Below are 23,371 nucleotides of genomic sequence, written 5' to 3' on the forward strand. Positions count from 1 at the left end.
TGATAACTATTTGCATTTGCAATAGCGTATTAACGCGCCTATGGGTAGCGCGTCTTCTCATTACATTAAATCAAGGTCAGAGAGGGTCTTTTCTGAGCGTTTGGCTCGGTGGGCTACGGAAAGCGTTCACCTTCTACTGGCTACATTTATGCCGTCTCCCCTCCCGGTGGGAAGGGGCTTCTGGGGAAAGCGGCAAAGAAAAGCGGAACTGACTTACAATGAATAACAGGATTAAGTCCCTGGCCTTAATGGTCAATCTGGGTATCTACGGGGTGGCATTCCCGCTGTGCGCGGCAGAAGAAACCACCGACAGTAAACAAACCGCCGGTGAAGAAACGATGGTCGTCACCGCCGAAGTGCAAAACCTGCAGGCGCCGGGCGTTTCGACCATTACCGCCGATGAAATTCGCAAACGTCCGCCGGCCCGCGACGTCTCTGAAATCATCCGTACCATGCCGGGCGTCAACCTGACCGGCAACTCCACCAGCGGCCAGCGCGGCAACAATCGCCAGATTGATATTCGCGGCATGGGCCCGGAAAACACCTTAATCCTGATTGACGGTAAGCCCGTGACCAGCCGTAACTCCATTCGTCTCGGCTGGCGCGGCGAGCGCGACACCCGCGGCGATACCAGCTGGGTACCGCCGGAAATGATCGAACGTATTGACGTTATCCGCGGCCCGGCGGCGGCGCGCTACGGCAACGGCGCGGCAGGCGGCGTGGTCAATATCATTACTAAAAAATTCGACAACCAGTGGCATGGTTCGTGGAACGCCTACATGAACATGCCGGAGCATAAAGACGAAGGCGCGACCAAGCGTACCGACTTTAGCCTCAGCGGCCCGCTGGGCGGCGATTTCAGCTTCCGCATGTACGGCAACCTCGATAAAACCCAGGCTGACGCCTGGGATATCAACCAGGGCCACCAGTCTGAACGCACCGGCATTTACGCCGATACCCTACCCGCCGGGCGTGAAGGGGTAGAAAACAAAAACATCAACGGCGTGGTGCGCTGGGATTTCGCGCCGATGCAGTCGCTGGAGTTTGAAGCCGGCTATAGCCGCCAGGGCAACCTCTACGCCGGTGATACGCAAAACACCAACAGCAACGATCTGGTGAAAGAGAACTACGGTAAAGAGACCAACCGACTCTATCGCAATACTTACTCCGTGACCTGGAACGGCGGCTGGGATAACGGCGTGACCACCAGCAACTGGGCGCAGTACGAACACACCCGCAACTCGCGTAAAGGCGAAGGTCTGGCGGGCGGCACCGAGGGGATCTTCAGCAGCAACCAGTTTACCGATATCGACCTGTCGGACGTGATGCTGCACAGCGAAGTCAATATTCCGTTCGACCTGTGGGTTAACCAGAACCTGACGCTGGGTACCGAATGGAACCAGCAGCGCATGAAGGACAACGCCTCCAATACTCAGGCTCTGTCTGGCGGCGAAATTCCGGGCTACGACAGCACCGGCCGCAGCCCGTATTCGAAAGCGGAAATCTTCTCCCTGTTCGCCGAGAACAACATGGAAGTGACCGATACCACCATGCTGACGCCGGCGCTGCGTTTCGATCACCACAGTATTGTCGGTAATAACTGGAGCCCGTCGTTGAACCTGTCGCAGGGTCTGGGCGACGACTTTACCCTGAAAATGGGTATCGCCCGCGCCTATAAAGCGCCGAGCCTGTATCAGACCAACCCCAACTATATTCTCTACAGTAAAGGTCAGGGCTGCTACGCCAGTAAAGAAGGCTGCTATCTGCAAGGGAATGACGACTTAAAAGCCGAGACCAGCATCAACAAAGAGATTGGCCTCGAGTTCAAACGCGACGGCTGGCTGGCGGGCGTCACCTGGTTCCGTAACGACTACCGCAACAAGATTGAAGCGGGATATGCCCCGGTCTATCAAAACAATAAAGGTACCGACCTGTACCAGTGGGAAAACGTGCCGAAAGCGGTAGTTGAAGGGCTGGAAGGCACGTTGAACGTGCCGGTCAGCGAGACGGTGAACTGGACCAACAACATCACCTACATGCTGCAGAGTAAGAACAAAGAGACCGGCGATCGCCTGTCGATTATTCCGGAATACACGCTGAACTCGACGCTGAGCTGGCAGGTTTATCAGGACGTTTCTGTGCAATCGACCTTCACCTGGTACGGCAAGCAGGAACCGAAGAAGTACAACTACAAAGGCCAGCCAGTTACCGGCAGCGAGAAGAACGAGGTCAGCCCGTATAGCATTCTCGGCCTGAGCGCGACCTGGGACGTGACCAAAAACGTCAGCCTGACCGGCGGCGTGGATAACGTCTTCGACAAGCGCCACTGGCGCGCGGGTAACGCCCAAACGACCGGCGGCGACAAAGGGAGTATGTACGGCGCTGGCGCTGAAACCTATAACGAATCCGGTCGTACCTGGTATATGAGCGTCAACACCCACTTCTGATGACACCCCCTCAAAGAGCACGGACGCTCCCCTCGCCCCTTTGGGTGAGGGTTAGGAAGAGGGGGAAATCTGCTCATTAGTCAGCTCGTTATCCCCCTCACCCCGGCCCTCTCCCTGGGAGGGAGAGGGAGAAAAAGAACCCTCATTCACTTTTAAGCACGTTTGTCAGCAGTCTGACGCCCTCCCCATGGAGGGCGTTGTGCTTCAACCCCGTACTGACTTCTGTACTCGCGCGACAATCGACGCCGCGTCAAAACCGTGATGTTGACGCAGCCAGCCGCGATCGGCGGCCGCCGCATATTCGCCATCCGGGATCCCCAGACGCTGCAAGGCAATCCCTTTCCCCGCTTCCGCCAGCACTTCGGCGACCAGGCTCCCCAGCCCGCCATTGACGTTATGTTCTTCGACGGTAATAACTGAACGGCATGACTGCAGTGCCGCCAGCAGCGCCGCGGTATCGCAGGGACGAATCGACGGCACGCTAACCACTTTCGCCTCAATGCCGAGGTCGGCAAGCTGCTGCGCCGCCTCCACCGCTTCGTGCACCGTTGAACCGGTCGCCACCAGCGCCACCGCTGCGCCTTCGCGCAGGGTCAGCACCGCGCCGGGCACAAAACGGTACGCTTCGTCATGCAACTCCGGCAGCGCCTTGCCATCCAGACGAATATAAACCGGCCCCTGATACGCCAGGGCGTAGTCGATAATCTGCCGACATTCGCGCGGCGTGGAGGGGGCGAAAATCTGGATATTGCCGAAACCGCGCATTACCGCCAGATCGTCAATGGCATGGTGGGTACTGGCCAATGGGCCATAGCTGGCGCCGGCGTTGAGGCCAAAGAGCTTGACGTTGGTGTTGTTGTAGCAGACATCAACTTTAATCTGCTCGTTGGCGCGAGAGACAAGGAACGGCGCGGCGTTACAGGTTACCGCCACTTTACCGCCGAGCGCCAGCCCCGCGGCGGTGCCGACCATGCTCTGCTCGGCGATACCGACGTTAACCAGCCGTCCTGGGAACTGCTTAATAAAGGGAGCGATCTTGGCCGTTGAGGTGGAGTCCGCGACCACCGGCACCAGATCGACGCCCTTTTCCACCGCGGCGATAAACGCCTCGACCATCACGTTCGCCAGGTGTTCTGCATTACTCATCTTTCAGTTCCTCCAGCGCCAGTGCGATTTCCTCGCCTTTCGGCACCCGGTGGTGCCACTCCGGGCGCCCCTGGATAAAGGAGATGCCCGCGCCCTTCGTGGTGTTGGCAATAATGACGTTAGGTTTACCGTTCTGCTGTAGCCCTTCGAGAGCCGCGACCACCGAGGCCATATCGTTGCCCTCGCATTCGCTGACCTCCATGCCGAAGGCGCGCCATTTATCGGCCAGCGGATCGGTATTCATAATTTCGCGGGTTGGCCCGGCCAGCTGAAGATTGTTCTTATCATTAATAATGACCAGGTTATCGAGGCCATAATGGGCCGCCGCCAGCGCCGCCTCCCAGTTACTGCCTTCCGCCAGTTCGCCGTCGCCGGTGATTAAAAAGATGCGCCGGGAGCTGTTGCTTTTCTTCGCGGCCAGCGCCAGCCCCACCGCAACGGGCAAACCGTGGCCCAGCGCGCCGGTGTTCAGCTCAATGCCCGGCGTTTTCTGCCGCACCGGATGGCCGGGAAGATGCGAGTTCGCATGCTGGTAGGTCTCCAGCCAATCGATCGGGAAGAAACCGGCTTCCGCCAGGACGCAGTAGTAGCAGCCCACCGCATGGCCTTTCGACTGGATATAGATATCGCGCTGCGGGTCGTCCAGCCGATCGGGCGCCGCATTGAGCACACGGAAGTAGAGCGCGGTTAACAGCTCGACCTGCGACAGGTCGGCCCCGGTGTGCCCGCCAGCCGGACTATTGGCGTTTAAGCGGACAATGTGGCGGCGCACGGCGCGCGCTTTGCGCTCAAGCGTCTGGACATCAAATCTGTAGGGATTCATTTAATACCTCTGAATTTATTTTCAATATGGAATATTTATTCCGTCAGGGACTAAAAAAACCAGATATCCCCATGCCGGTGGTTAGCCTTCCGCCCCAGCGCCATACTCAGGAACATTCTGCCTCCCGCTCCAGGCGAAGCCCGGATAAACTCGTTGACTCAAAACCGACTTGAATATATATTCAATGATGATTCTTTATTCGATTATGGCCTGACTGTTTTGTTTTTGTCCATAGCCGATTTTGATGAGTGGTAAAAATTTGACCATCATCACACTTAAGTGTGATTTTTTTTCGCGTATGATAAAAGTCACTACGATAATGGCTGCAGCTAAACGCCTGAAGAAAGGCGATAAATGATTTTCGAGGATTAATATGGCTAAGCAGGATGAACAACGGCTATTGGTGAAGATTGCCACGCTTTACTATCTGGAAGGACGAAAGCAGTCTGATATCGCCCAACTTCTCTCGCTGTCTCAGTCATTTGTCTCTCGCGCGATTACCCGCTGCCAAAAAGAGGGCGTTGTCAAAATCAGCGTCGTACAGCCATCAAATATCTTCCTCAATCTCGAAAAGGGGCTTGAGGATCGCTACGGGCTTAAACAGGCGGTGGTGGTCGATACCGAAGAAGAGGCCAGCGACCATACCATCAAGCGGGCGATTGGCTCAGCCGCCGCGCACTACCTGGAAACCCGCCTGCGGCCAAAAGATCTGATTGGCGTCTCTTCATGGAGCTCAACCATCCGCGCGATGGTTGATGAGGTCCACGCGCAAAACCTGAAGGCCAGCGGCGTCATCCAACTGCTTGGCGGCGTCGGGCCCAACGGCAACGTGCAGGCGACGATCCTCACCCAGACGCTGGCCCAGCGTCTTAACTGCGATGCCTGGCTGCTGCCGTCGCAAAGCATCGAAGGTTCCATGGAAGAGCGCAACCGCCTGCTGGCCAGCAAAGATGTCGCCGATGTGGTTTCACGCTTTGACGAGGTCGATATCGCCATTGTCGGCATTGGCATTCTCGAACCTTCCCAGTTGCTGAAAACGTCGGGTAACTATTATCACGAAGATATGCTGCAGGTGCTGGCGGCGCGGGGCGCGGTTGGCGATATCTGCCTGCACTACTATGACAAATACGGCCAGCCGGTGTTACGCGAAGATGAAGATCCGGTGATCGGCATGGCGCTGGAGAAAGTCAAAAAATGTCCGAACGTGGTCGCGCTGGCCGGCGGCACCGACAAAGTCGCGGCAATAAAAGGCGCGCTTACCGGCGGCTATATCGATGTTTTAATCACCGATTACCCCACCGCCAGACTGCTGGTTAGCGACTAATCCTCCGCAGTTTTATGCCTCGTCAATCCCTGAGGCTGTTTTTTCAGCAACAGGGATTGCAAAATAACTCATTATAATTCAACAAATTAAACCACTCACTTCCCCACCTTCGTGTCATATTCCCAATCTGCGAAATGTGATTGCCAGCACAATTGATGATTTTTCAGGTAGCCCATCACCGGGTTTGTGGCTTAAGGTATCAAATAAATAATCACTATCGAATATATATTCAGTGATTAAAAAAACGATAACGATATGTCACATCATGGCCTGCATAGACGCATGCAATGGCCGGAGACCATCTCTGTTTCCGCCGTTCCAGGACAATGTGTGACCGAGGAGAGCATCATATGCAGGCGACAGCCAAAGAGTTCATCATTGCGCTGGATGAAGGCACCACCAACGCGAAAGCCGTGGTGCTGGACGGCAAAGGCAAGGTTAGCGTCAAGTTCTCGCAGCCGCTGGCGATCCAAACCCCGCGCGAAGGTTGGGTGGAACAATCCGGCGAGGCGCTGATGGCGGCCTCGCTGGCGGTGATCGCCAAAGCGGTGGCACACGTCGGTGCGGAAAACGTCGCGGCGCTGGCTATCAGTAATCAACGCGAAACCGCCATCGGCTGGTATCGCGCCAGCGGCGAACCGATTAACGCCGCCATCACATGGCAATGTACCCGCAGCGCCGCTTTCTGCGACACGCTGCGTCGCGATCGTCAGGAGCAGCGCATTAAGCACGCCACCGGCCTGCCGATTGCGCCGCTGTTTTCCGCCTCCAAAATGCGCTGGCTGCTGGATGCCACTCCCGATGGTTATCAGCTTGCCGCGCGCGGCGAGATTTGCCTCGGCACTATCGACAGCTGGCTGCTGTGGAATTTAACCGGCGGACAATCTTTCTTCTGCGATTACTCCAACGCTGCCCGCACCCAATTGCTGAATCTGCACCGCGGCGAGTGGGATGAGGAGATGCTGACGCTGTTTGGTATTCCGCGCGCGGCGCTGCCGGAGATTAAACCGTCGAGCGGGCTGTTCGGCTACACCAAAGGGCTGGCGGCGATCCCCGACGGTATCCCGGTGATGGCGATGATTGGCGACTCCCACGCCGCGCTATTCGGCCACGCCCTTGGCGAAGCTGGCTGTGTGAAAGCCACCTACGGTACCGGCTCCTCGGTGATGGCGCCGGTCCAATCGGCCCAGTGCGATATTGCCGCCCTGGCGACCACCGTCGCCTGGCACGATGGCGACCAGCTGGTGTGGGGACTGGAAGGCAACATCCCCCATACCGGCGATGCGGTAGCATGGATGGCGGACAGCACCGGACTGAGCGAACTCTCCGCAGCCGACCTGGCCCATGAGCTGAATACCCTGCCCGCCTCCGTCGATTCGACTTTAGGGGTCTACTTCGTACCGGCGCTAACCGGGCTCGGCGCGCCCTGGTGGGACGACAGCGCCCGCGGGGTAATCTGCGGCCTTAGCCGCGGGGTCAAGCGCGCGCACCTGATCCGCGCGGCGCTGGAATCCATTACCTATCAAATCGCCGACGTGGTGGCGGCGATGCGCCAGCACGCTGAATTCACCCTGACGGCATTAATGGTCGACGGCGGTCCAACCAACAACGACTGGCTGATGCAATACCAGGCCGACCTGCTCGGCTGCCCGGTGATGCGCAGCGATATCCCGGAACTGTCCGCCATCGGCGCGGCGCTGCTGGCGCGAAAAGCCCTCACTCCCGGTGAAACCGCCGACCTGCAAGCCTTCTTAACCGAACACAGCGCTTTTCAACCCGACATGGCCCGCCACCAGCGCCTACAGCAGCGCTGGCAGGAGTGGCGCCATGCGGTAAACAGAACATTATGGAAACCGGATTCGCCGGCCTGATGCCCATCGGCGTCAGATTGGGCGACGAACCTTATTAACCCACTACAGGAGAACCCCGGCCCATAACGATGTATCGCAACCCCCGAATTTATTCTGGGGAAATTTCAGACCGTAAACCCTGCCCGCTCAGGGATCATTTGTTCGAATATAAAAATACAGGAACAGAGTCATGAAATTACGTTTAACTCTTTTAACCGCTGCGACCCTGACCGCCTTTTCCTTTGCCGCGCATAGCGCCGAAAAAGGCACCATTATGATAATGGTTAACTCGCTGGATAACCCTTATTACGCCTCGGAAGCCAAAGGCGCCAGCGAAAAAGCGCAAGCCCTCGGCTATAAAACGACCGTGCTTTCGCATGGCGAAGATGTCAAAAAGCAAAATGAGCTGATTGATACCGCCATTGGTAAAAAGGTGCAGGGAATTATTCTCGATAATGCCGACTCCACCGCCAGCGTCGCCGCCATTGAAAAAGCCAAAAAAGCGGGTATTCCGGTGGTCTTAATTAACCGTGAAATTCCGGTTGATGATGTCGCGCTGGAACAAATTACCCACAATAACTTCCAGGCCGGTTCAGAAGTCGCCAACGTATTTGTTGAGAAAATGGCGGAAAAAGGCAAATACGCCGAACTGACCTGCAACCTCGCCGATAATAACTGCGTCACCCGTTCTAAATCCTTCCACCAGGTGATTGACCAGTACCCGGATATGGTCAGCGTGGCAAAACAGGATGCCAAAGGCACCCTGATCGACGGCAAACGCATTATGGATAGCATTCTGCAGGCTCACCCGGATGTCAAAGGGGTGATCTGCGGTAACGGCCCGGTGGCTCTTGGCGCCATCGCGGCGCTGAAAGCGGCCAATCGTAACGATGTGATTGTCGTCGGCATCGACGGTAGCAACGACGAACGCGATGCGGTGAAGGCAGGCACGCTACAGGCGACCGTGATGCTCCAGGCGCAGGCCATCGCCGCCCAGGGCGTTACTGATCTCGATAACTACCTGCAAAAAGGCGAAAAGCCGGCGAAGCAGCGCGTGATGTTCCGCGGCATTCTGATTACCCAGGATAACGCAGATAAAGTTCAGGACTTCAATATCAAGTCCTGAGTTCGGGTGGTTGCGCCCCTGCGGGGGCGCAGAGGAGAGCATTATGTATAAGAAAACCTGTCTGGCGCTGGCCGTTCTGGCGCTTGGCGGCTGCCGCATCGTCTCGCAGCAGGAGCTGGCAGACCTGAAATCCCCGCCCAATCCGCATATGGCGAACATCGATAAAACCTGGCAGCAGAGCATCGTGCCGCAGGTGGTCGCCAACGCCCGCCCGGCGGCGGAGTTGATGAGCGCGCTGAAGGCGCAAAAAGATATCGATAGCGCCTGCAAAGCGCTGGGCTACCGCGCCCAGGACGAAAACCCGTGCATCTTTTACGTCAAGGTGGCGGGCGCCGTCAGCAAGCTGGATAGCGCCTCGCGCAGCGGCAAGATGACTCTCGCCGATGGCAGCATCGGTAATGTGCTGGTGCAGATTGGCCCTACTCTGCGCGGCACCCTGCTGCGCGACGGTTACCGCGGCGCCAGCTACCAGGACTTTAACGACCAGGTGCTGTTTGGCGAATACAGCAAAAATATTAATAGTCAGGCGGTCAAAATGATTCAGGCGGCCAACCTGAAAACCGGCGACAACGTAGAAGTGTATGGCGTCTTCTCAGCCTGGGATATTCCACAAACTATTCCGGAAATCACCCCGGCGAAAATCGTTCATCCGGGGGGACAATAATATGACGCCGCAAGATATCGTCGCTCCCCAACCAGTCGAATCTGAAGTGATTATCGAAACCCGCGGCCTTTCGCGCATTTATCCCGGCGTGACCGCGCTGGATAACGTGAATTACCGGGTCTATCGAAATAAGGTTAACGTTCTGATCGGAGAAAATGGTGCGGGTAAATCCACCATGATGAAAATGCTTGCCGGCGTGGAAACGCCCTCCTCCGGTCAAATTATTCTCGATGGCGAAGCGGTGACTTTAAACTCTACCCACCAGGCAGAGAAATTAGGCATCAGTATTATTTTTCAGGAACTGAATTTATTCCCCAATATGAATGTGATGGACAACATATTCATGGCTAATGAATTCTTTCAGAAAGGACGCATCAACGAAAAATATCAATATGCGTTAGCCAAATCGCTACTGGAGCGGCTGGAGCTCGACGTCGATCCCTACACGCAGCTGGGCGAACTGGGGATTGGTCATCAGCAGCTGGTTGAAATCGCCCGCGCGCTATCGAAAGACACCCGCGTGCTGATTATGGATGAACCCACCTCGGCGCTGAGCCAGTCAGAAGTCAAAGTGCTGTTTAAGGTTATCGAGCAGCTTAAGCGCCGCGGCGTCACCATTATCTACATTTCGCATCGCCTCGAAGAGCTGATGGAGATTGGCGACAACATCACCATTTTCCGCGACGGCCGCTTTATCAGCGAGCGTAACGTCAGCGACGCCAGCGTGCCGTGGATCATCGAGCAGATGGTCGGAGACAAGAAAAAGCACTTTGATTATCAGCCCGCGCCAAAAGGCAACGCGGTGCTTGAGGTCAAGGGGCTGACCGCGCTGCATCCGAGCGGCGGCTACAAACTCAATGATGTCACCTTCACCCTCAGCAAGGGCGAAGTGATCGGTATTTACGGCCTGCTGGGCGCCGGGCGCACCGAGCTGTTTAAAGGGCTGGTCGGCCTGATGCCCTGCCAGAGCGGCGAGGTACATCTTAACGGCGAAAGCATCGGTAAATCTCGCTTTCAACATCGCCTGAAAAAGGGGCTGGCGCTGGTGCCGGAAGACCGTCAGGGCGAAGGCGTGGTGCAGATGATGTCGATTCAATCCAACATGACGCTCTCTGATTTTAGCCTGCAGGGTTTCCGCCGCGCCTGGCGCTGGCTGAATCCGCAGAAAGAGGAGTTCTGCGTAAAAGAGATGATTCAGCAACTGGCGATCAAAGTAAGCGACGCCAATTTACCCATCACCTCGCTGAGCGGCGGCAACCAACAAAAAGTGGTGCTGGGTAAGGCGCTGATGACCCAGCCGCAGGTGGTGTTCCTTGATGAACCGACGCGCGGCATCGACGTCGGCGCGAAAACCGACGTCTATCACCTGATCGGCAAAATGGCCCAGCAGGGGCTGGCGGTCATGTTCTCCTCTTCGGAGCTGGATGAAGTGATGGCGCTGGCCGACCGCATCCTGGTGATGGCCGATGGCCGCATTACCGCCGATTTACCGCGCCATGCGGTGACCCGCGAAAAGTTAATCGCGGCTTCAACACCTCAAGATTAATCAGGCTGGAATCCATCATGAACCAGAAATATATGATTTATATGTACCTGCTGAAGGCCAGAACCTTCATCGCCCTGCTGCTGGTGATCGCATTCTTCAGCGTGATGGTACCGAACTTCCTGACCGCCTCTAACCTGCTGATCATGACCCAGCACGTGGCGATTACCGGCCTGTTGGCCATCGGTATGACGCTGGTGATCCTCACCGGCGGCATTGACCTGTCCGTCGGCGCGGTGGCAGGTATCTGCGGGATGGTCGCGGGCGCGCTGCTGACCAACGGGCTACCGCTATGGAACGGCGATATCATCTTCTTTAACGTCCCGGAGGTCATCCTTTGCGTCGCGGTCTTCGGCGTGCTGGTAGGGCTGGTTAACGGCGCGGTGATTACCCGCTTCGGCGTCGCGCCGTTCATCTGCACCTTAGGGATGATGTACGTCGCCCGCGGCTCGGCCCTGCTGTTTAACAACGGCAGCACCTACCCGAACCTCAACGGCATGGAAGCGCTGGGCAATACCGGTTTCGCCACGCTGGGCTCCGGTACGCTGCTTGGCGTTTATCTGCCGATCTGGTTGATGATCGGCTTCCTGGTACTGGGCTACTGGCTGACGACCAAAACGCCGCTTGGTCGCTACATCTACGCTATCGGCGGCAACGAATCCGCCGCTCGCCTCGCCGGCGTACCGATCGTCAAAGCCAAAATTTTCGTCTACGCCTTCTCCGGCCTGTGCGCCGCCTTCGTCGGCTTGATCGTCGCCTCTCAGCTACAAACCGCCCACCCGATGACCGGCAACATGTTTGAGATGGACGCCATCGGCGCCACCGTGCTCGGCGGAACCGCGCTGGCAGGAGGCCGCGGTCGGGTGACCGGCTCGATTATCGGCGCCTTCGTGATCGTCTTCCTCGCCGACGGCATGGTGATGATGGGAGTTAGCGACTTCTGGCAGATGGTCATTAAGGGCCTGGTGATCGTCACCGCCGTTGTCGTCGACCAGTTCCAGCAGAAGCTGCAGAACAAAGTCATTCTGATGCGCCGCCACGAAGAGAAGCTGGCCGCCATCCCCCCGAACGGCGCCACCTCCAGCTAATCGCAACCGTATTCACGTATTCCGCCGGGCCCGGTGCCCGGCTTATCGAAAGGGAAAAAATATGCAACGAGATTTCCATAATAAAACGGTAGTTATCACCGGCGCTTGCCGCGGCATCGGCGCAGGTATTGCGGAGCGCTTTGCCCGCGACGGCGCTAATCTGGTGATGGTCTCCAACGCCGAGCGCGTTCACGAGACCGCCGAAACCCTGCGTCAGCGCTATCAGGCGGATATTTTATCGCTGCAGGTCGATGTGACTGACGAAGCGCAGGTACAGTCGCTGTATGAGCAGGCCGCCGCGCGCTTCGGCGCCATTGACGTCTCCATTCAGAACGCCGGGGTGATCACCATCGATTACTACGATCGGATGCCAAAAGCCGATTTTGAAAAAGTGCTCGCGGTTAACACCACCGGCGTGTGGCTGTGCTGCCGCGAGGCCGCTAAATATATGGTGAAACAGAACCACGGCAGCCTGATTAATACCTCTTCCGGCCAGGGGCGTCAGGGCTTTATCTACACGCCGCACTACGCCGCCAGCAAAATGGGCGTGATCGGTATTACCCAAAGCCTGGCGCACGAACTGGCGCCGTGGAACATCACCGTCAACGCCTTCTGCCCCGGCATCATTGAGAGTGAAATGTGGGATTACAACGATCGCGTGTGGGGAGAAATTCTCAGCACCGAGCAGAAGCGCTACGGCAAGGGCGAACTGATGGCGGAATGGGTCGAAGGGATCCCGATGAAGCGTGCCGGTAAGCCGGAAGACGTGGCCGGGCTGGTGGCCTTCCTCGCCTCCGACGACGCACGCTACCTCACCGGGCAGACCATTAATATCGATGGCGGTTTAATTATGTCGTAATCCCCCGAGGTTAGCGGGCCCTATCGCCCGAATAAGGCATCCCGCATTGGCGCCACCACTCCGGGAAGGCCCCCGGTGGCGCTTTGCTTACCGGGGCTACGTAATACCGCCGAAGGGTAGCCCGGATAAGGCGCTACGCGCCGCCATCCGGGAAACCGGGACCCCGACGTTCGACACTATACTGAAGAGAGTAATCACTATGATCGGCAAAGACTTTGCACAGCAGCTGTTTAACCTGCAGGAGCGCGTCGCTTTCGTGACCGGCGCCGGCAGCGGCATCGGCCAAACCATCGCCTGCGCGCTCGCCAGCGCCGGCGCGCGAGTGGTCTGTTTTGATCTTCGCGACGACGGCGGGCTGGCGGAAACGGTCGGCCATATTGAATCCATCGGCGGCCAGGCCTGTTCTTATACCGGCGATGTCCGCCAGCTTGCCGACCTGCGCGCCGCCGTTGCGCTGGCCAAAAGCCGCTTTGGCCGCCTCGATATCGCCGTTAACGCCGCCGGTATCGCCAACGCCAATCCGGCCCTGGAGATGGAAAGCGAGCAGTGGCAGCGGGTTATCGACATCAACCTCACTGGCGTTTGGAACTCCTGCAAAGCAGAAGCGGAATTAATGCAGGAGTCTGGCGGCGGGTCGATTATTAATATCGCCTCGATGTCGGGGATTATCGTTAACCGCGGCCTCGATCAGGCGCATTACAACTGTTCGAAAGCCGGCGTTATCCACCTGTCGAAAAGCCTGGCCATGGAGTGGGTTGATAAAGGGATCCGCGTCAACGCCATCAGCCCCGGCTATACCGCCACGCCGATGAATACCCGCCCGGAGATGGTGCATCAGACCCGCGAGTTTGAAAGCCAGACCCCGATGCAGCGCATGGCGAAGGTTGAAGAGATGGCCGGCCCGGCGCTGTTCCTCGCCAGCGACGCCGCCTCATTCTGCACCGGCGTGGATCTGGTGGTCGATGGCGGGTTTATCTGCTGGTAAAACCGGTCTTGCCCCGGCTAACGATGCCTAAGCCGGGGCTATTTCATTCCACTCTTGCACGTCTACGCAGAGCGCATGACGGATCATGAAGATGGCTCATGCCGTATTGAAATTAACTCTCTTTCACTCACTCAATGACTCTGGCAAAAATAGTCTTCAGCAACTGCAGACAATATGAATGCTACTGAATAATAAATCCAGATAAATCGCAAGGTCATTCTGGGAATGTGAAATACCTGCATTTTTATATCAGAACCCAGGGTGGAAAGAGACGATGACAGACTTTACCTTTACGATTAAACGCAGTCGTTTTGATGAACACTATAACCCGGCGAAAAATACGCGTATTACCACCAATTTTGCCAACCTGGCGCGGGGCGAAAACCGTCAGCAGAACCTGCGCAACACGCTGACGATGATTGATAATCGCTTTAATAACCTGGTGCAGTGGGATAATCCGCACGGCGACCGTTATTCCGTCGAACTCGATATTATCTCAGTCGAGATGAATATAACCGCTAACGGCCAGAATGCGGCATTCCCGGTGATTGAGATTCTGCAAACCAATATTATCGATAAAGCCACCAATACGCGTAGCGAAGGCATTGTAGGAAATAACTTTTCCTCTTATGTGCGCGATTATGATTTTAGCGTATTACTGCCGGAATATAATAAAGACAAGGCAACCTTCAGCGTGCCGGAAGATTATGGCGTTCTGCATGGCAATATCTTCAAGCACTTCACGCACTCTGCCGAATACCATGAATGTTTTAAAAAATCGCCGGTCATCTGCCTGAGCGTATCCAATAAGCATACCTACCGCCGGACCGGTAATCAGCACCCTATTCTCGGCGTCGAATACCAGCAGGATGGCGTGGCCCTCACCGAAGCCTATTTCAATAAGATGGGTCTGCAGGTGCGTTACTTTATGCCGGCCAATAGCGTAGCGCCGCTGGCCTTCTTCTGCGCGGGGGATCTGCTTAGCGATTACAGCAACCTTGAGCTTGCTAGTACCATTAGCACCATGGAAACGTTCCAGAAGATTTATCGCCCGGAAATTTACAACGCCAACTCCGCGGCCGGGCAGTGCTATCAGCCGAACCTGAATAATCAGGATCATTCGTTTACCCGGATTGTCTATGACCGCGAAGAGCGCAGCCGCCTGGCGATTGAACAGGGCAAATTTACCGAACAACAGTTTATTAAGCCGTACCAGCATATTCTTGAGCAATGGTCAGCTCATTACGCTCTCTAAATCATAAAATAAAGGTCACCTGTATGAAAACATTGCTCCCGACATCCACCGCAGGCAGTTTACCGAAACCGACCTGGCTGGCGCAGCCCGAAACGCTGTGGTCACCGTGGAAATTACAGAATGAAGAGTTAGTATTGGGCAAACGCGATGCGCTGCGTTTATCGCTCGACGATCAGCTGCGTGCAGGCATTGATATCGTCAGCGATGGCGAGCAGACGCGTCAGCACTTTGTCACCACTTTTATTGAACATCTCAGCGGCGTCGATTTCGAGAAACGGCAAACGGTGAGAATTCGCAACCGCTATGACGCCAGCGTGCCGACCGTCGTCAGCGCCGTCGAGCGCCAGCAGCCGGTGTTTGTCGAAGATGCGAAATATCTGCGTCAACTCACCAACAAACCGATTAAATGGGCCCTGCCGGGGCCAATGACCATGATCGATACGCTGTATGACGATCACTATAAAAGCCGTGAAAAGCTGGCATGGGAATTTGCCAAAATTCTCAACCAGGAAGCCCGGGAATTAGAAGCCGCCGGGGTAGATATTATTCAGTTTGATGAACCCGCCTTTAACGTCTTCTTTGATGAAGTCAATGAATGGGGGATCGCCGCGCTGGAAAAAGCCGTTGAAGGGCTGAAATGCGAAACCGCCGTACATATCTGCTATGGCTACGGCATTAAGGCCAATACCGACTGGAAAAAAACGCTCGGCTCCGAATGGCGCCAGTATGAAGAGGCGTTCCCGAAACTGCAGACCTCTTCTATCGATATTATTTCGCTGGAGTGCCACAACTCGCGCGTACCGATGGACCTGCTGGAGCTCATCCGCGGTAAGAAAGTGATGGTCGGAGCAATCGATGTGGCGACCAACGCCATTGAGACGCCAGAAGAGGTGGCCAGCACGCTGCGTAAAGCCCTGCAGTTCGTCGACGCCGACAAGCTCTATCCATCAACCAACTGCGGCATGGCGCCGTTATCGCGTCAGGTCGCCAGCGGTAAGCTGCATGCGCTAAGCGCCGGGGCGGAAATCATTCGCCGGGAGCTGGCGGCGAAATAGTATTCACCGATTTCTACTCTCTGATACTAAAATAGTAGCCGGGTCTACCCGGTTGCTGTTATTTATCCCCACAAGGTTATCATCTCTGTCTTAACTCCTGATGATAATAATCTAACTTACTGTACTTCGGATTAGCCCGATAGTAGATCACGGGCACCTCTTTTCCCACATAAACCTTATCGAGATCCACCATATTAATAGTCATAAACTGATTGGCCTTGCTATAAATTTTACCTCCGGCACTAAAGCTGTACGTTAATACAATACTCACCTCGCCACGATCGTTCGGTGTTTTAGGATAATAAGAGACGATACTAGCGCGAGTCGCTACGGGATCCCTTTTAATCAGCCAGTAGAAGAAAAAACCTCGGGCAAAGCAGAAGACAACCGCAGCCATCAAGGCATAGAAGGGCCCACGAATGATGATCCCTGAATATTTTTCCATTATATTTCTCATGTAATGATTGTTAATAGTGCGGTCTGCAAAGACAATAAATTATACTCCAGCCTATTACCATTGATCTCAAAATGCGCCCCGCCGCCGCGAAACTTAAACACCACGGGATTAGTTTCGTATTTTAATCCTTTGACGCTAATTTCTGTTAGGGCCAGCGCGGTATCATTAAGTTTGACCGACATCGCCGCCGCTTTATATTCAAAATAATCCGGGCACTGGAGGTCAATTTTCTTTTCTCCTCGCAATATCATGGTATCAGGGGTCGATATCTCGATATCACCGGTAGTCACTTTTTGGGCCCAACCTCCAGCTACGGTTGTTGTTAATCCGCCGATGATGGTATTTTTACGCCCGCCGCTACGGACTATTAATTCATCGCCGTCGTGGATTTCAACGTGCCGTCCTCCCGCGGAAACCTTCAGCCACATGCTGCCATCTTCCAGGGTCAGGTACCGATCGCCGATGTTTATTGTCGTGCAGGCAGTACCATTAATGGTGGTCGTCACATCACCGTTAATCTGTGAAAAATCGCCGCCGTCGGTGATGGCCAGTTTTCTCCCCTTCGCGATTGTCTTGGTTTCACCCTGGTTAAAAATGGATTCTTCTGCTTTTTCAACCCTGGTGGTACGCCGGGACAGATAAGTAAAAACGGCGTCATCCATCACTTCATGGGTCTGCGTTTTGCCTATTTTTGTGAGATAGTGGCCATCAATAGCCGCAGTTTTATCGTTCTCTACTGAAATATTCATATCTCTTTCAGCGTGTAAATCAACCGATTCGCTGCCCGCCCGATCTTCGAAGAAAAGATAGCTCGCATTATCTTTATGCCCATCTTTGCTACGGGTCATAAACCCCATCCGCGTGGCCTCGTTCGGTAGCGCCCACGGCGGTAAACTAGATTCGTTATAAACGCGCCCGATAATTATTGGGCGGTCGGGATCGCCGTTAATAAAGTCAACGATCACTTCATCATTGACCCTCGGGATCTGTATCCCGCCAAACCCCTGTCCTGCCCAGACGCTCGATACGCGTACCCAACAGGAACTGCTATCGTCGTTATTTCCTTCTCGATCCCAGTGGAATTTCACTTTTACGCGCCCATATTTATCGGTCCAGATACTCTCAGCCCGAGGGCCCACCACTCTTGCTGTCTGCGGACCATAGGTACGCGGCCAGGGTGTCGCCAGTGGCGGACGGAAGACGGTAGACGACGGGATCACGACAAAATCAATGCGCTGAATGGCCTGATTATCAGCACCACTGGCGTAACGATTTTCCTCGAATTCATAATGCGCCTGGATGGTAAGATATTCGCCATTGTCACCAAAGAACGGCGCGTTGCTTAATTGAAATCGCGCGCCAGGCACAATGCCCGGCGCCGTCGAGGCAGCGTTAATTTTATGCTGTTCCACCTGCCAGCGCTGTTGACGAAGACGGGCGTAGTTTGCCCCCTGTTCATGCTCCACAAAGCGGCCAGGCCAGTCATAAACATCAATTTTTCCCGGCCGTGGGGAGAGCGGATTTTGTCGCGCCTGCAGCAACCAGGCATTCGGTTTACGAAAATCATAATCATCAAGGCTATATAGCCCCGGAGTGACGTTATCCTGCATCGCCCAGCGTGAGATGCCCTCGGCCGGCGTACTTCCACGCAATGATGTGCACTGGTAGGGAATGTCTTCATAACCAGTAATCGAATGATAACTTTCAGCGGCATCAACCAGAACCAGCGTATGCTTATCACGATCGTGGCGAAAATAATAAGCAATACCTTCGTGCTCCATTAAGCGGCTGATAAAATCAAAACTACTTTCCTGATATTGAACACAGTAATCCCAGACACGATATTGTTCCAGCAGCGCATCTTCAACATTTACCTGGTATTCAGCCAATAGCATGACCACATTCTGCGGAACTGTTTTTTCCTGAAAGATGCGCGAATTACGATCGCGCTGCATCGGCCATAAATCTGATTCAAGCGTCAGCGAATAAGCCGCATATCGGTTCCCTGACAGCTCTATCGCCCCCACGCCAATCCCGGTGACTTTGCCATTAAAATATCGCGGTTCTAACGCGTTTTTTACAGGAACAGCAACCGTAACCGACTCTCCCAGCAAGGTGCTACGATCGATACGCGCATCCGTCGCCAGCAACACGGCTTCAAAAGAAAATGGCGTTGAAATTGCTGCATCTCCAGACAATTTCCAGAAAGAAAGTCCGTCAATCGGAAGCTCAACAGATATACGGTTAAATATCGTTGTCGCTCCTGGAAGCAATCCTGGAGGACTCATTATTTCATTCCATTATTTGCAAATAATGATATTTAAGCGTAGATATCCCCCCATGACTATATGACAACCAGTAATAACACAAATAAAACATTTTAATTAAGCACAAATAGTACATTAAATGGCTATTTAATAATTAAAGCTGTAAATTGACAATGTATTAGATTGCAAGAAAAGGGCGTCATTTATTACATGACGCCCTGGTAAAAGCGGGTTTACATTCCAGGGAAGGTGACGCTATTCCCCGGCGCTTCCCTGTGTAGATGAATAAAGTTCAGGTGCCGCTCGTACTGGTCGAGAATATCGGTGATCACCTGCTCTTTGCTGTAATCCATCAGGTCATTGCCCTGACTCCCCTCCAGCAGGAAAGTCTCAAGACGGTAGTAGGTCGATTTGCCGCTGCGCGCCCGGTAGGTAAAGCCGGGAATCGAGTACTGCTGCGGCCAAATCTGGTAGACGAAGTTTTGTTCGTCGCCCATATGCACCAGCAGATCGAGGTGACCAAGGTTATCGCCCTCTTCCGGCGGCAGGCTTTTCAGCTCAACGTAAGCGCCGCGCAGCTTCAACTCCTGCGCTACCTCTTCCATCGCCGGGAAGCACACCGTCTCCATCATCTGGCGGGTATAGCGCGTGCCAGGATAGTTCATTAAGCGTGACAAGCGCTTTTTCCAGCTCAGACGATCCTGCACGCCCAGCGGGCGCGGCGCAGTGTCGCGATTGGCGCTTTCGCGGCGATAATCTTCCACCTTCAATGACTTATATAACCCCGCCATCACGAAGAAAATCACAAAGCTGAACGGTAGCCCCATGATCACCGTCGCGTTCTGTAGCGCGGAAATGCCGTTAGTCATCAGCATACCGAGGGTCAACAGGCCAATCACCACCGACCAGAAGATGCGCAGCCAGTTCGGCGCATCGCTATTAATATCCTTCAGCTTCGAAGTGAAGTTGCCGAGCACCAGCGCGCCGGAGTCCGCTGAGGTGACGTAAAACAGCAGGCCGGTAATGGTGGCGACCGAGGCGCTAAAGGTAAACGCCGGATACTGCGCCAGCAGGTTATAGAAACCGCGCTCCGGGTGAGCGATGGCTTCGGCGGCAAAATCCGCATTGCCGTGAATAATTTCATACAGCGCGCTATTGCCGAATACCGACAGCCACAGCAGGGTGAAAGTGAACGGAATAATCAGCGTACCGACCACAAACTGGCGAATGGTGCGCCCGCGCGAAATACGCGCCAGGAACAAGCCGACAAACGGCGACCACGCCACCCACCAGGCCCAGAAGAATAGCGTCCAGTTATTCATCCATTCAACCGGGCGGTCGAAGGCGAAGCTGTTTAGCGTCATTCCCATAAAGCGATTGACGTAATCCCCGACGTTCAATACCAGCGCATTGAGCAGGAACTCGGTATCGCCCATAAACAGAATGAATAAGATCAGCCCCAGCGCCAGTACCACGTTGAGCTCGGAAAGGATGCGAATGCCCTTATCCACGCCGGAGGTCACCGAAATGGTGGCGATAATCACCGACAATACAATCAGCGCCGCCTTTGCTCCTAGGGAATCAGGAATATGGAACAGCACGCTCAGACCGTAATTGAGCTGCACCACGCCGATACCGAGGGTAGTGGCGATGCCGAAAATCGTACCGATCACCGCGGCGATATCGACGCTGTGGCCGATGGGGCCATTAATCTTTTTCCCGAAGATAGGATAGAGCGCGGAGCGGATGGTGAGCGGCAAATTATAACGATAGCTAAAGTATCCCAGCGCCATTCCCATCAGGGCGTACATCGACCAGCCGGTGAGGCCGTAGTGGAATAGCGTCCACACCATCGCCTGGCGCGCCGCTTCCATGGTCTGCCCCGCCCCTTCCGGCGGCTGCATATACTGCGTGACCGGTTCGGCGACCGAGAAGAACATCAGGTCGATGCCGATACCGGCGGCAAACAGCATCGCCGCCCAGCTCAGCACGCTGAACTCCGGCTTCGAGTGTTCCGGCCCCAGCTTCACCGAGCCAAAGCGCGAACAGGCAATACAGACGACGAACACGATATACAGCGTGGCGGCGAGTAAATAATACCAGCCAAATGTCTTAGAAACCCAGTTCAGGGTACGGCCAATCCAGGCCGCGGAAAAATCGCTGAAGAAGATAGTCATCAGGGAAAACAACAAAATCAGTCCTGCGGAAGTGTAAAAAACCACCGGATTGATTTTGTCCTTTTCTCTGCTCGGCGAAAGGTCTGTCATCCATTCTCCTTACATTTATTGCAACTATTAAAAAGCAAATCGGTAACAATTAAGACACATTTTATATTGAACGTCCAATCAAAAACCGCTTTAATAGATAAACAAATCTGATGAATGGAGTCCGGGAAATGCCAAAACTGGGGATGCAATCGATACGTCAGCGACAGCTGATTGACGCTACGCTGGCGGCGATTAATGAGGTCGGCATGCATGACGCCACCATCGCGCAGATCGCCCGCCGGGCGGGCGTATCGACGGGCATCATCAGCCACTATTTCAAGGACAAAAACGGCCTGCTGGAGGCGACGATGCGCGACATCACCGGCCAGCTACGTCATGCGGTGTTACAGCGGCTGCGGGCGCTACCCGGCGCCAGCGCTGAACGGCGTCTGCGGGCCATCGTCGCCGGCAATTTCGACGACAGCCAGATAAGCAGCGCGGCGATGAAGGCCTGGCTTGCCTTCTGGGCCAGCAGTATGCACCAGCCGATGCTCTACCGCCTGCAGCAGGTCAGCAGTAAGCGTTTGTTATCGAATATCGTCTATGAGTTTCAGCGCCAGCTGCCGCGCGAGCAGGCGCAGGAAGCGGGCTATGGCCTGGCGGCGCTGATCGATGGCCTGTGGCTGCGTGCGGCGTTAAGCGGTAAACCGCTCGACAAAGCCCGCGCTGAGGCGCTCGCGGACCATTTCATCAGGCAGTATCTGCCACCGACTTCGCAATAATGGAGGAAACCATGTCCCGAATGGCCGAACAGCAGCTTTATATTCACGGCAAGTTTGTCGCCGCCACCAGCGGTAAAACTTTCGAGACCATCAACCCTGCCACTGGGGAAGTGCTGGCAACCGTCCAGGCCGCCGGGCGTGAAGACGTCGACCGTGCGGTAAAAAGCGCCCAACAGGGGCAAAAAGTCTGGGCGGCGATGAGCGCGATGGCGCGCTCGCGGATCCTGCGTAAAGCGGTTGATATTCTGCGCGAACGTAACGATGAGCTGGCGCGTCTGGAGACGCTTGATACCGGCAAACCGCTGAGCGAAACCGCCGCCGTCGATATCGTGACCGGCGCCGATGTACTGGAGTACTACGCCGGATTGATCCCGGCGCTGGAAGGCAGCCAGATCCCGCTGCGCGACAGTTCTTTTGTCTACACCCGCCGTGAACCGCTTGGCGTGGTCGCCGGTATCGGCGCCTGGAACTACCCGATCCAGATAGCGCTGTGGAAATCGGCCCCGGCGCTGGCCGCCGGTAACGCGATGATCTTTAAACCAAGCGAAGTCACTCCGCTCACCGCGCTGAAGCTGGCGGAAATCTACCGCGAAGCGGGTCTGCCGGATGGGGTCTTCAACGTCCTGCCGGGGATCGGCGCCGAAACCGGCCAGTACCTGACCGAGCATCCGGACATCGCCAAAATCTCCTTCACCGGCGGTGTCGCCAGCGGCAAAAAAGTCATGGCCAACTCCGCCGCCTCTTCTTTAAAAGAGGTGACCATGGAGCTAGGCGGTAAATCACCGCTGATTATCGTGGAAGATGCCAACCTCGACCTCGCCGCCGATATCGCCATGATGGCCAATTTCTACAGCTCCGGTCAGGTCTGCACCAACGGCACCCGCGTGTTTGTGCCCGCGAAATTTAAAGCCGAATTTGAGCACAAGATCCTGGAGCGCGTGGGCCGTATCCGCGCCGGAGACCTGTTTGCCGACGATACCAACTTCGGCCCGCTGGTCAGCTTCCCGCATCGCCAGAATGTCCTGCGCTATATCGAGAGCGGCAAAAGCGAAGGCGCTCGCCTGCTGTGCGGCGGCGATGTGCTCAAAGGCGAAGGCTTCGATAATGGCGCATGGGTCGCTCCGACGGTCTTCACGGACTGCACCGACGACATGACTATCGTGCGCGAAGAGATCTTCGGACCGGTGATGTCGATTCTCAGCTATGACGACGAAGCGGAAGTGATTCGCCGCGCCAACGCCACCGAGTACGGCCTTGCCGCTGGCGTCGTCACGCCGGATCTGAACCGCGCTCACCGCATCATCCACCAGCTGGAAGCGGGCATTTGCTGGATCAACAGCTGGGGCGAATCGCCGGCGGAAATGCCGGTCGGCGGCTATAAGCACTCCGGCATTGGCCGAGAAAACGGCGTGATGACGCTACAGAGCTATACCCAAGTGAAATCCATCCAGGTTGAGATGGGTCAGTTTCAATCCATATTTTAACCAGGAGGT

Annotated in this window: 18 protein-coding genes; 13 read left to right on the forward strand and 5 right to left on the reverse strand. The window is 55.3% G+C overall.

The window, feature by feature from the left end; translation table 11 throughout:
• Positions 1–218: 218 nt before the first annotated feature.
• Positions 219–2,447: a siderophore enterobactin receptor FepA gene (fepA, locus tag ABLV66_RS18495; RefSeq protein WP_348876270.1), complete on the forward strand. Its 2,229-nt coding sequence runs from the start codon at positions 219–221 to the stop codon at positions 2,445–2,447.
• Positions 2,448–2,651: 204 nt separating this feature from the next.
• Here the strand turns inward: fepA and ABLV66_RS18500 are convergent, their stop codons facing one another.
• A complete protein-coding gene (locus ABLV66_RS18500; RefSeq protein ID WP_348876271.1) occupies positions 2,652–3,593 on the reverse strand; it encodes a transketolase family protein in 942 nt (313 codons plus the stop codon).
• A complete protein-coding gene (locus tag ABLV66_RS18505) occupies positions 3,586–4,416 on the reverse strand; it encodes a transketolase (RefSeq protein ID WP_348876272.1) in 831 nt (276 codons plus the stop codon). The genes ABLV66_RS18500 and ABLV66_RS18505 overlap by 8 nt, the downstream gene beginning before the upstream one ends.
• 373 nt (positions 4,417–4,789) lie before the next feature.
• Between ABLV66_RS18505 and ABLV66_RS18510 the strand changes: the two genes are divergently transcribed.
• The 10 genes from ABLV66_RS18510 (at position 4,790) to ABLV66_RS18555 (ending at position 16,165) form a co-directional block, all read left to right on the forward strand.
• The gene (locus tag ABLV66_RS18510; protein ID WP_015367784.1) at positions 4,790–5,740 is read left to right on the forward strand and encodes a sugar-binding transcriptional regulator; all 951 of its coding nucleotides are present in this window, start codon (positions 4,790–4,792) and stop codon (positions 5,738–5,740) included.
• Between the two features lie 350 nt (positions 5,741–6,090).
• Positions 6,091–7,611, forward strand: coding sequence for an FGGY family carbohydrate kinase (locus ABLV66_RS18515; protein ID WP_047077909.1), 1,521 nt, complete (start codon positions 6,091–6,093; stop codon positions 7,609–7,611).
• 169 nt (positions 7,612–7,780) lie between these two features.
• Positions 7,781–8,716: a D-ribose ABC transporter substrate-binding protein gene (locus ABLV66_RS18520; protein ID WP_015367786.1), complete on the forward strand. Its 936-nt coding sequence runs from the start codon at positions 7,781–7,783 to the stop codon at positions 8,714–8,716.
• A gap of 43 nt (positions 8,717–8,759) precedes the next feature.
• Positions 8,760–9,380, forward strand: a complete 621-nt coding sequence (locus ABLV66_RS18525) for a DUF2291 family protein (protein WP_063414694.1) — start codon at positions 8,760–8,762, stop codon at positions 9,378–9,380.
• Between the two features lies 1 nt (position 9,381).
• Complete coding sequence (locus ABLV66_RS18530) at positions 9,382–10,926, forward strand: sugar ABC transporter ATP-binding protein (protein ID WP_045392839.1); 1,545 nt, start codon at positions 9,382–9,384, stop codon at positions 10,924–10,926.
• A gap of 17 nt (positions 10,927–10,943) precedes the next feature.
• Complete coding sequence (locus ABLV66_RS18535) at positions 10,944–12,011, forward strand: ABC transporter permease (RefSeq protein ID WP_015367789.1); 1,068 nt, start codon at positions 10,944–10,946, stop codon at positions 12,009–12,011.
• A gap of 61 nt (positions 12,012–12,072) precedes the next feature.
• A complete protein-coding gene (locus ABLV66_RS18540; protein WP_020079384.1) occupies positions 12,073–12,870 on the forward strand; it encodes an SDR family oxidoreductase in 798 nt (265 codons plus the stop codon).
• A 199-nt stretch (positions 12,871–13,069) separates the two neighbouring features.
• Positions 13,070–13,855: an SDR family oxidoreductase gene (locus tag ABLV66_RS18545; RefSeq protein ID WP_045392837.1), complete on the forward strand. Its 786-nt coding sequence runs from the start codon at positions 13,070–13,072 to the stop codon at positions 13,853–13,855.
• 274 nt (positions 13,856–14,129) lie between these two features.
• Complete coding sequence (locus ABLV66_RS18550; protein ID WP_047049391.1) at positions 14,130–15,110, forward strand: DUF1852 domain-containing protein; 981 nt, start codon at positions 14,130–14,132, stop codon at positions 15,108–15,110.
• A 23-nt stretch (positions 15,111–15,133) separates the two neighbouring features.
• Positions 15,134–16,165, forward strand: a complete 1,032-nt coding sequence (locus ABLV66_RS18555) for a methionine synthase (RefSeq protein ID WP_047049395.1) — start codon at positions 15,134–15,136, stop codon at positions 16,163–16,165.
• Positions 16,166–16,244: 79 nt separating this feature from the next.
• Here ABLV66_RS18555 and ABLV66_RS18560 read toward each other — a convergent pair whose 3' ends face one another.
• The 3 genes from ABLV66_RS18560 to betT form a co-directional block, all read right to left on the reverse strand.
• On the reverse strand, positions 16,245–16,610 hold the full coding sequence (locus ABLV66_RS18560; protein WP_047077911.1) for a hypothetical protein: 366 nt from the start codon (positions 16,608–16,610) through the stop codon (positions 16,245–16,247).
• An 8-nt stretch (positions 16,611–16,618) separates the two neighbouring features.
• Complete coding sequence (locus tag ABLV66_RS18565; RefSeq protein ID WP_348876273.1) at positions 16,619–18,910, reverse strand: type VI secretion system Vgr family protein; 2,292 nt, start codon at positions 18,908–18,910, stop codon at positions 16,619–16,621.
• Positions 18,911–19,122: 212 nt separating this feature from the next.
• On the reverse strand, positions 19,123–21,156 hold the full coding sequence (gene betT / locus ABLV66_RS18570) for a choline BCCT transporter BetT (protein WP_015704693.1): 2,034 nt from the start codon (positions 21,154–21,156) through the stop codon (positions 19,123–19,125).
• A gap of 128 nt (positions 21,157–21,284) precedes the next feature.
• On the opposite strand from betT, the gene betI reads away from it, so the two are divergent.
• Together betI and betB are read left to right on the forward strand one after the other, a co-directional pair.
• The gene (gene betI / locus ABLV66_RS18575; RefSeq protein WP_213797384.1) at positions 21,285–21,878 is read left to right on the forward strand and encodes a transcriptional regulator BetI; all 594 of its coding nucleotides are present in this window, start codon (positions 21,285–21,287) and stop codon (positions 21,876–21,878) included.
• A gap of 11 nt (positions 21,879–21,889) precedes the next feature.
• The gene (gene betB, locus ABLV66_RS18580) at positions 21,890–23,362 is read left to right on the forward strand and encodes a betaine-aldehyde dehydrogenase (protein ID WP_063414782.1); all 1,473 of its coding nucleotides are present in this window, start codon (positions 21,890–21,892) and stop codon (positions 23,360–23,362) included.
• Positions 23,363–23,371 lie beyond the last annotated feature (9 nt).

The sequence above is a fragment of the Klebsiella sp. CN_Kp073 genome (assembly GCF_040065495.2).
Taxonomy (GTDB): Bacteria; Pseudomonadota; Gammaproteobacteria; order Enterobacterales; family Enterobacteriaceae; genus Klebsiella; species Klebsiella aerogenes.

Excerpts from the sequence above, each read along its gene's own strand:
- fepA (WP_348876270.1), top strand. The coding sequence starts at position 219 with ATGAATAACAGGATTAAGTCCCTGGCCTTAATGGTCAATCTGGGTATC.
- ABLV66_RS18500 (WP_348876271.1), bottom strand. The coding sequence starts at position 3,593 with ATGAGTAATGCAGAACACCTGGCGAACGTGATGGTCGAGGCGTTTATC.
- ABLV66_RS18505 (WP_348876272.1), bottom strand. The coding sequence starts at position 4,416 with ATGAATCCCTACAGATTTGATGTCCAGACGCTTGAGCGCAAAGCGCGC.
- ABLV66_RS18510 (WP_015367784.1), top strand. The coding sequence starts at position 4,790 with ATGGCTAAGCAGGATGAACAACGGCTATTGGTGAAGATTGCCACGCTT.
- ABLV66_RS18515 (WP_047077909.1), top strand. The coding sequence starts at position 6,091 with ATGCAGGCGACAGCCAAAGAGTTCATCATTGCGCTGGATGAAGGCACC.
- ABLV66_RS18520 (WP_015367786.1), top strand. The coding sequence starts at position 7,781 with ATGAAATTACGTTTAACTCTTTTAACCGCTGCGACCCTGACCGCCTTT.
- ABLV66_RS18525 (WP_063414694.1), top strand. The coding sequence starts at position 8,760 with ATGTATAAGAAAACCTGTCTGGCGCTGGCCGTTCTGGCGCTTGGCGGC.
- ABLV66_RS18530 (WP_045392839.1), top strand. The coding sequence starts at position 9,382 with ATGACGCCGCAAGATATCGTCGCTCCCCAACCAGTCGAATCTGAAGTG.
- ABLV66_RS18535 (WP_015367789.1), top strand. The coding sequence starts at position 10,944 with ATGAACCAGAAATATATGATTTATATGTACCTGCTGAAGGCCAGAACC.
- ABLV66_RS18540 (WP_020079384.1), top strand. The coding sequence starts at position 12,073 with ATGCAACGAGATTTCCATAATAAAACGGTAGTTATCACCGGCGCTTGC.
- ABLV66_RS18545 (WP_045392837.1), top strand. The coding sequence starts at position 13,070 with ATGATCGGCAAAGACTTTGCACAGCAGCTGTTTAACCTGCAGGAGCGC.
- ABLV66_RS18550 (WP_047049391.1), top strand. The coding sequence starts at position 14,130 with ATGACAGACTTTACCTTTACGATTAAACGCAGTCGTTTTGATGAACAC.
- ABLV66_RS18555 (WP_047049395.1), top strand. The coding sequence starts at position 15,134 with ATGAAAACATTGCTCCCGACATCCACCGCAGGCAGTTTACCGAAACCG.
- ABLV66_RS18560 (WP_047077911.1), bottom strand. The coding sequence starts at position 16,610 with ATGGAAAAATATTCAGGGATCATCATTCGTGGGCCCTTCTATGCCTTG.
- ABLV66_RS18565 (WP_348876273.1), bottom strand. The coding sequence starts at position 18,910 with ATGAGTCCTCCAGGATTGCTTCCAGGAGCGACAACGATATTTAACCGT.
- betT (WP_015704693.1), bottom strand. The coding sequence starts at position 21,156 with ATGACAGACCTTTCGCCGAGCAGAGAAAAGGACAAAATCAATCCGGTG.
- betI (WP_213797384.1), top strand. The coding sequence starts at position 21,285 with ATGCCAAAACTGGGGATGCAATCGATACGTCAGCGACAGCTGATTGAC.
- betB (WP_063414782.1), top strand. The coding sequence starts at position 21,890 with ATGTCCCGAATGGCCGAACAGCAGCTTTATATTCACGGCAAGTTTGTC.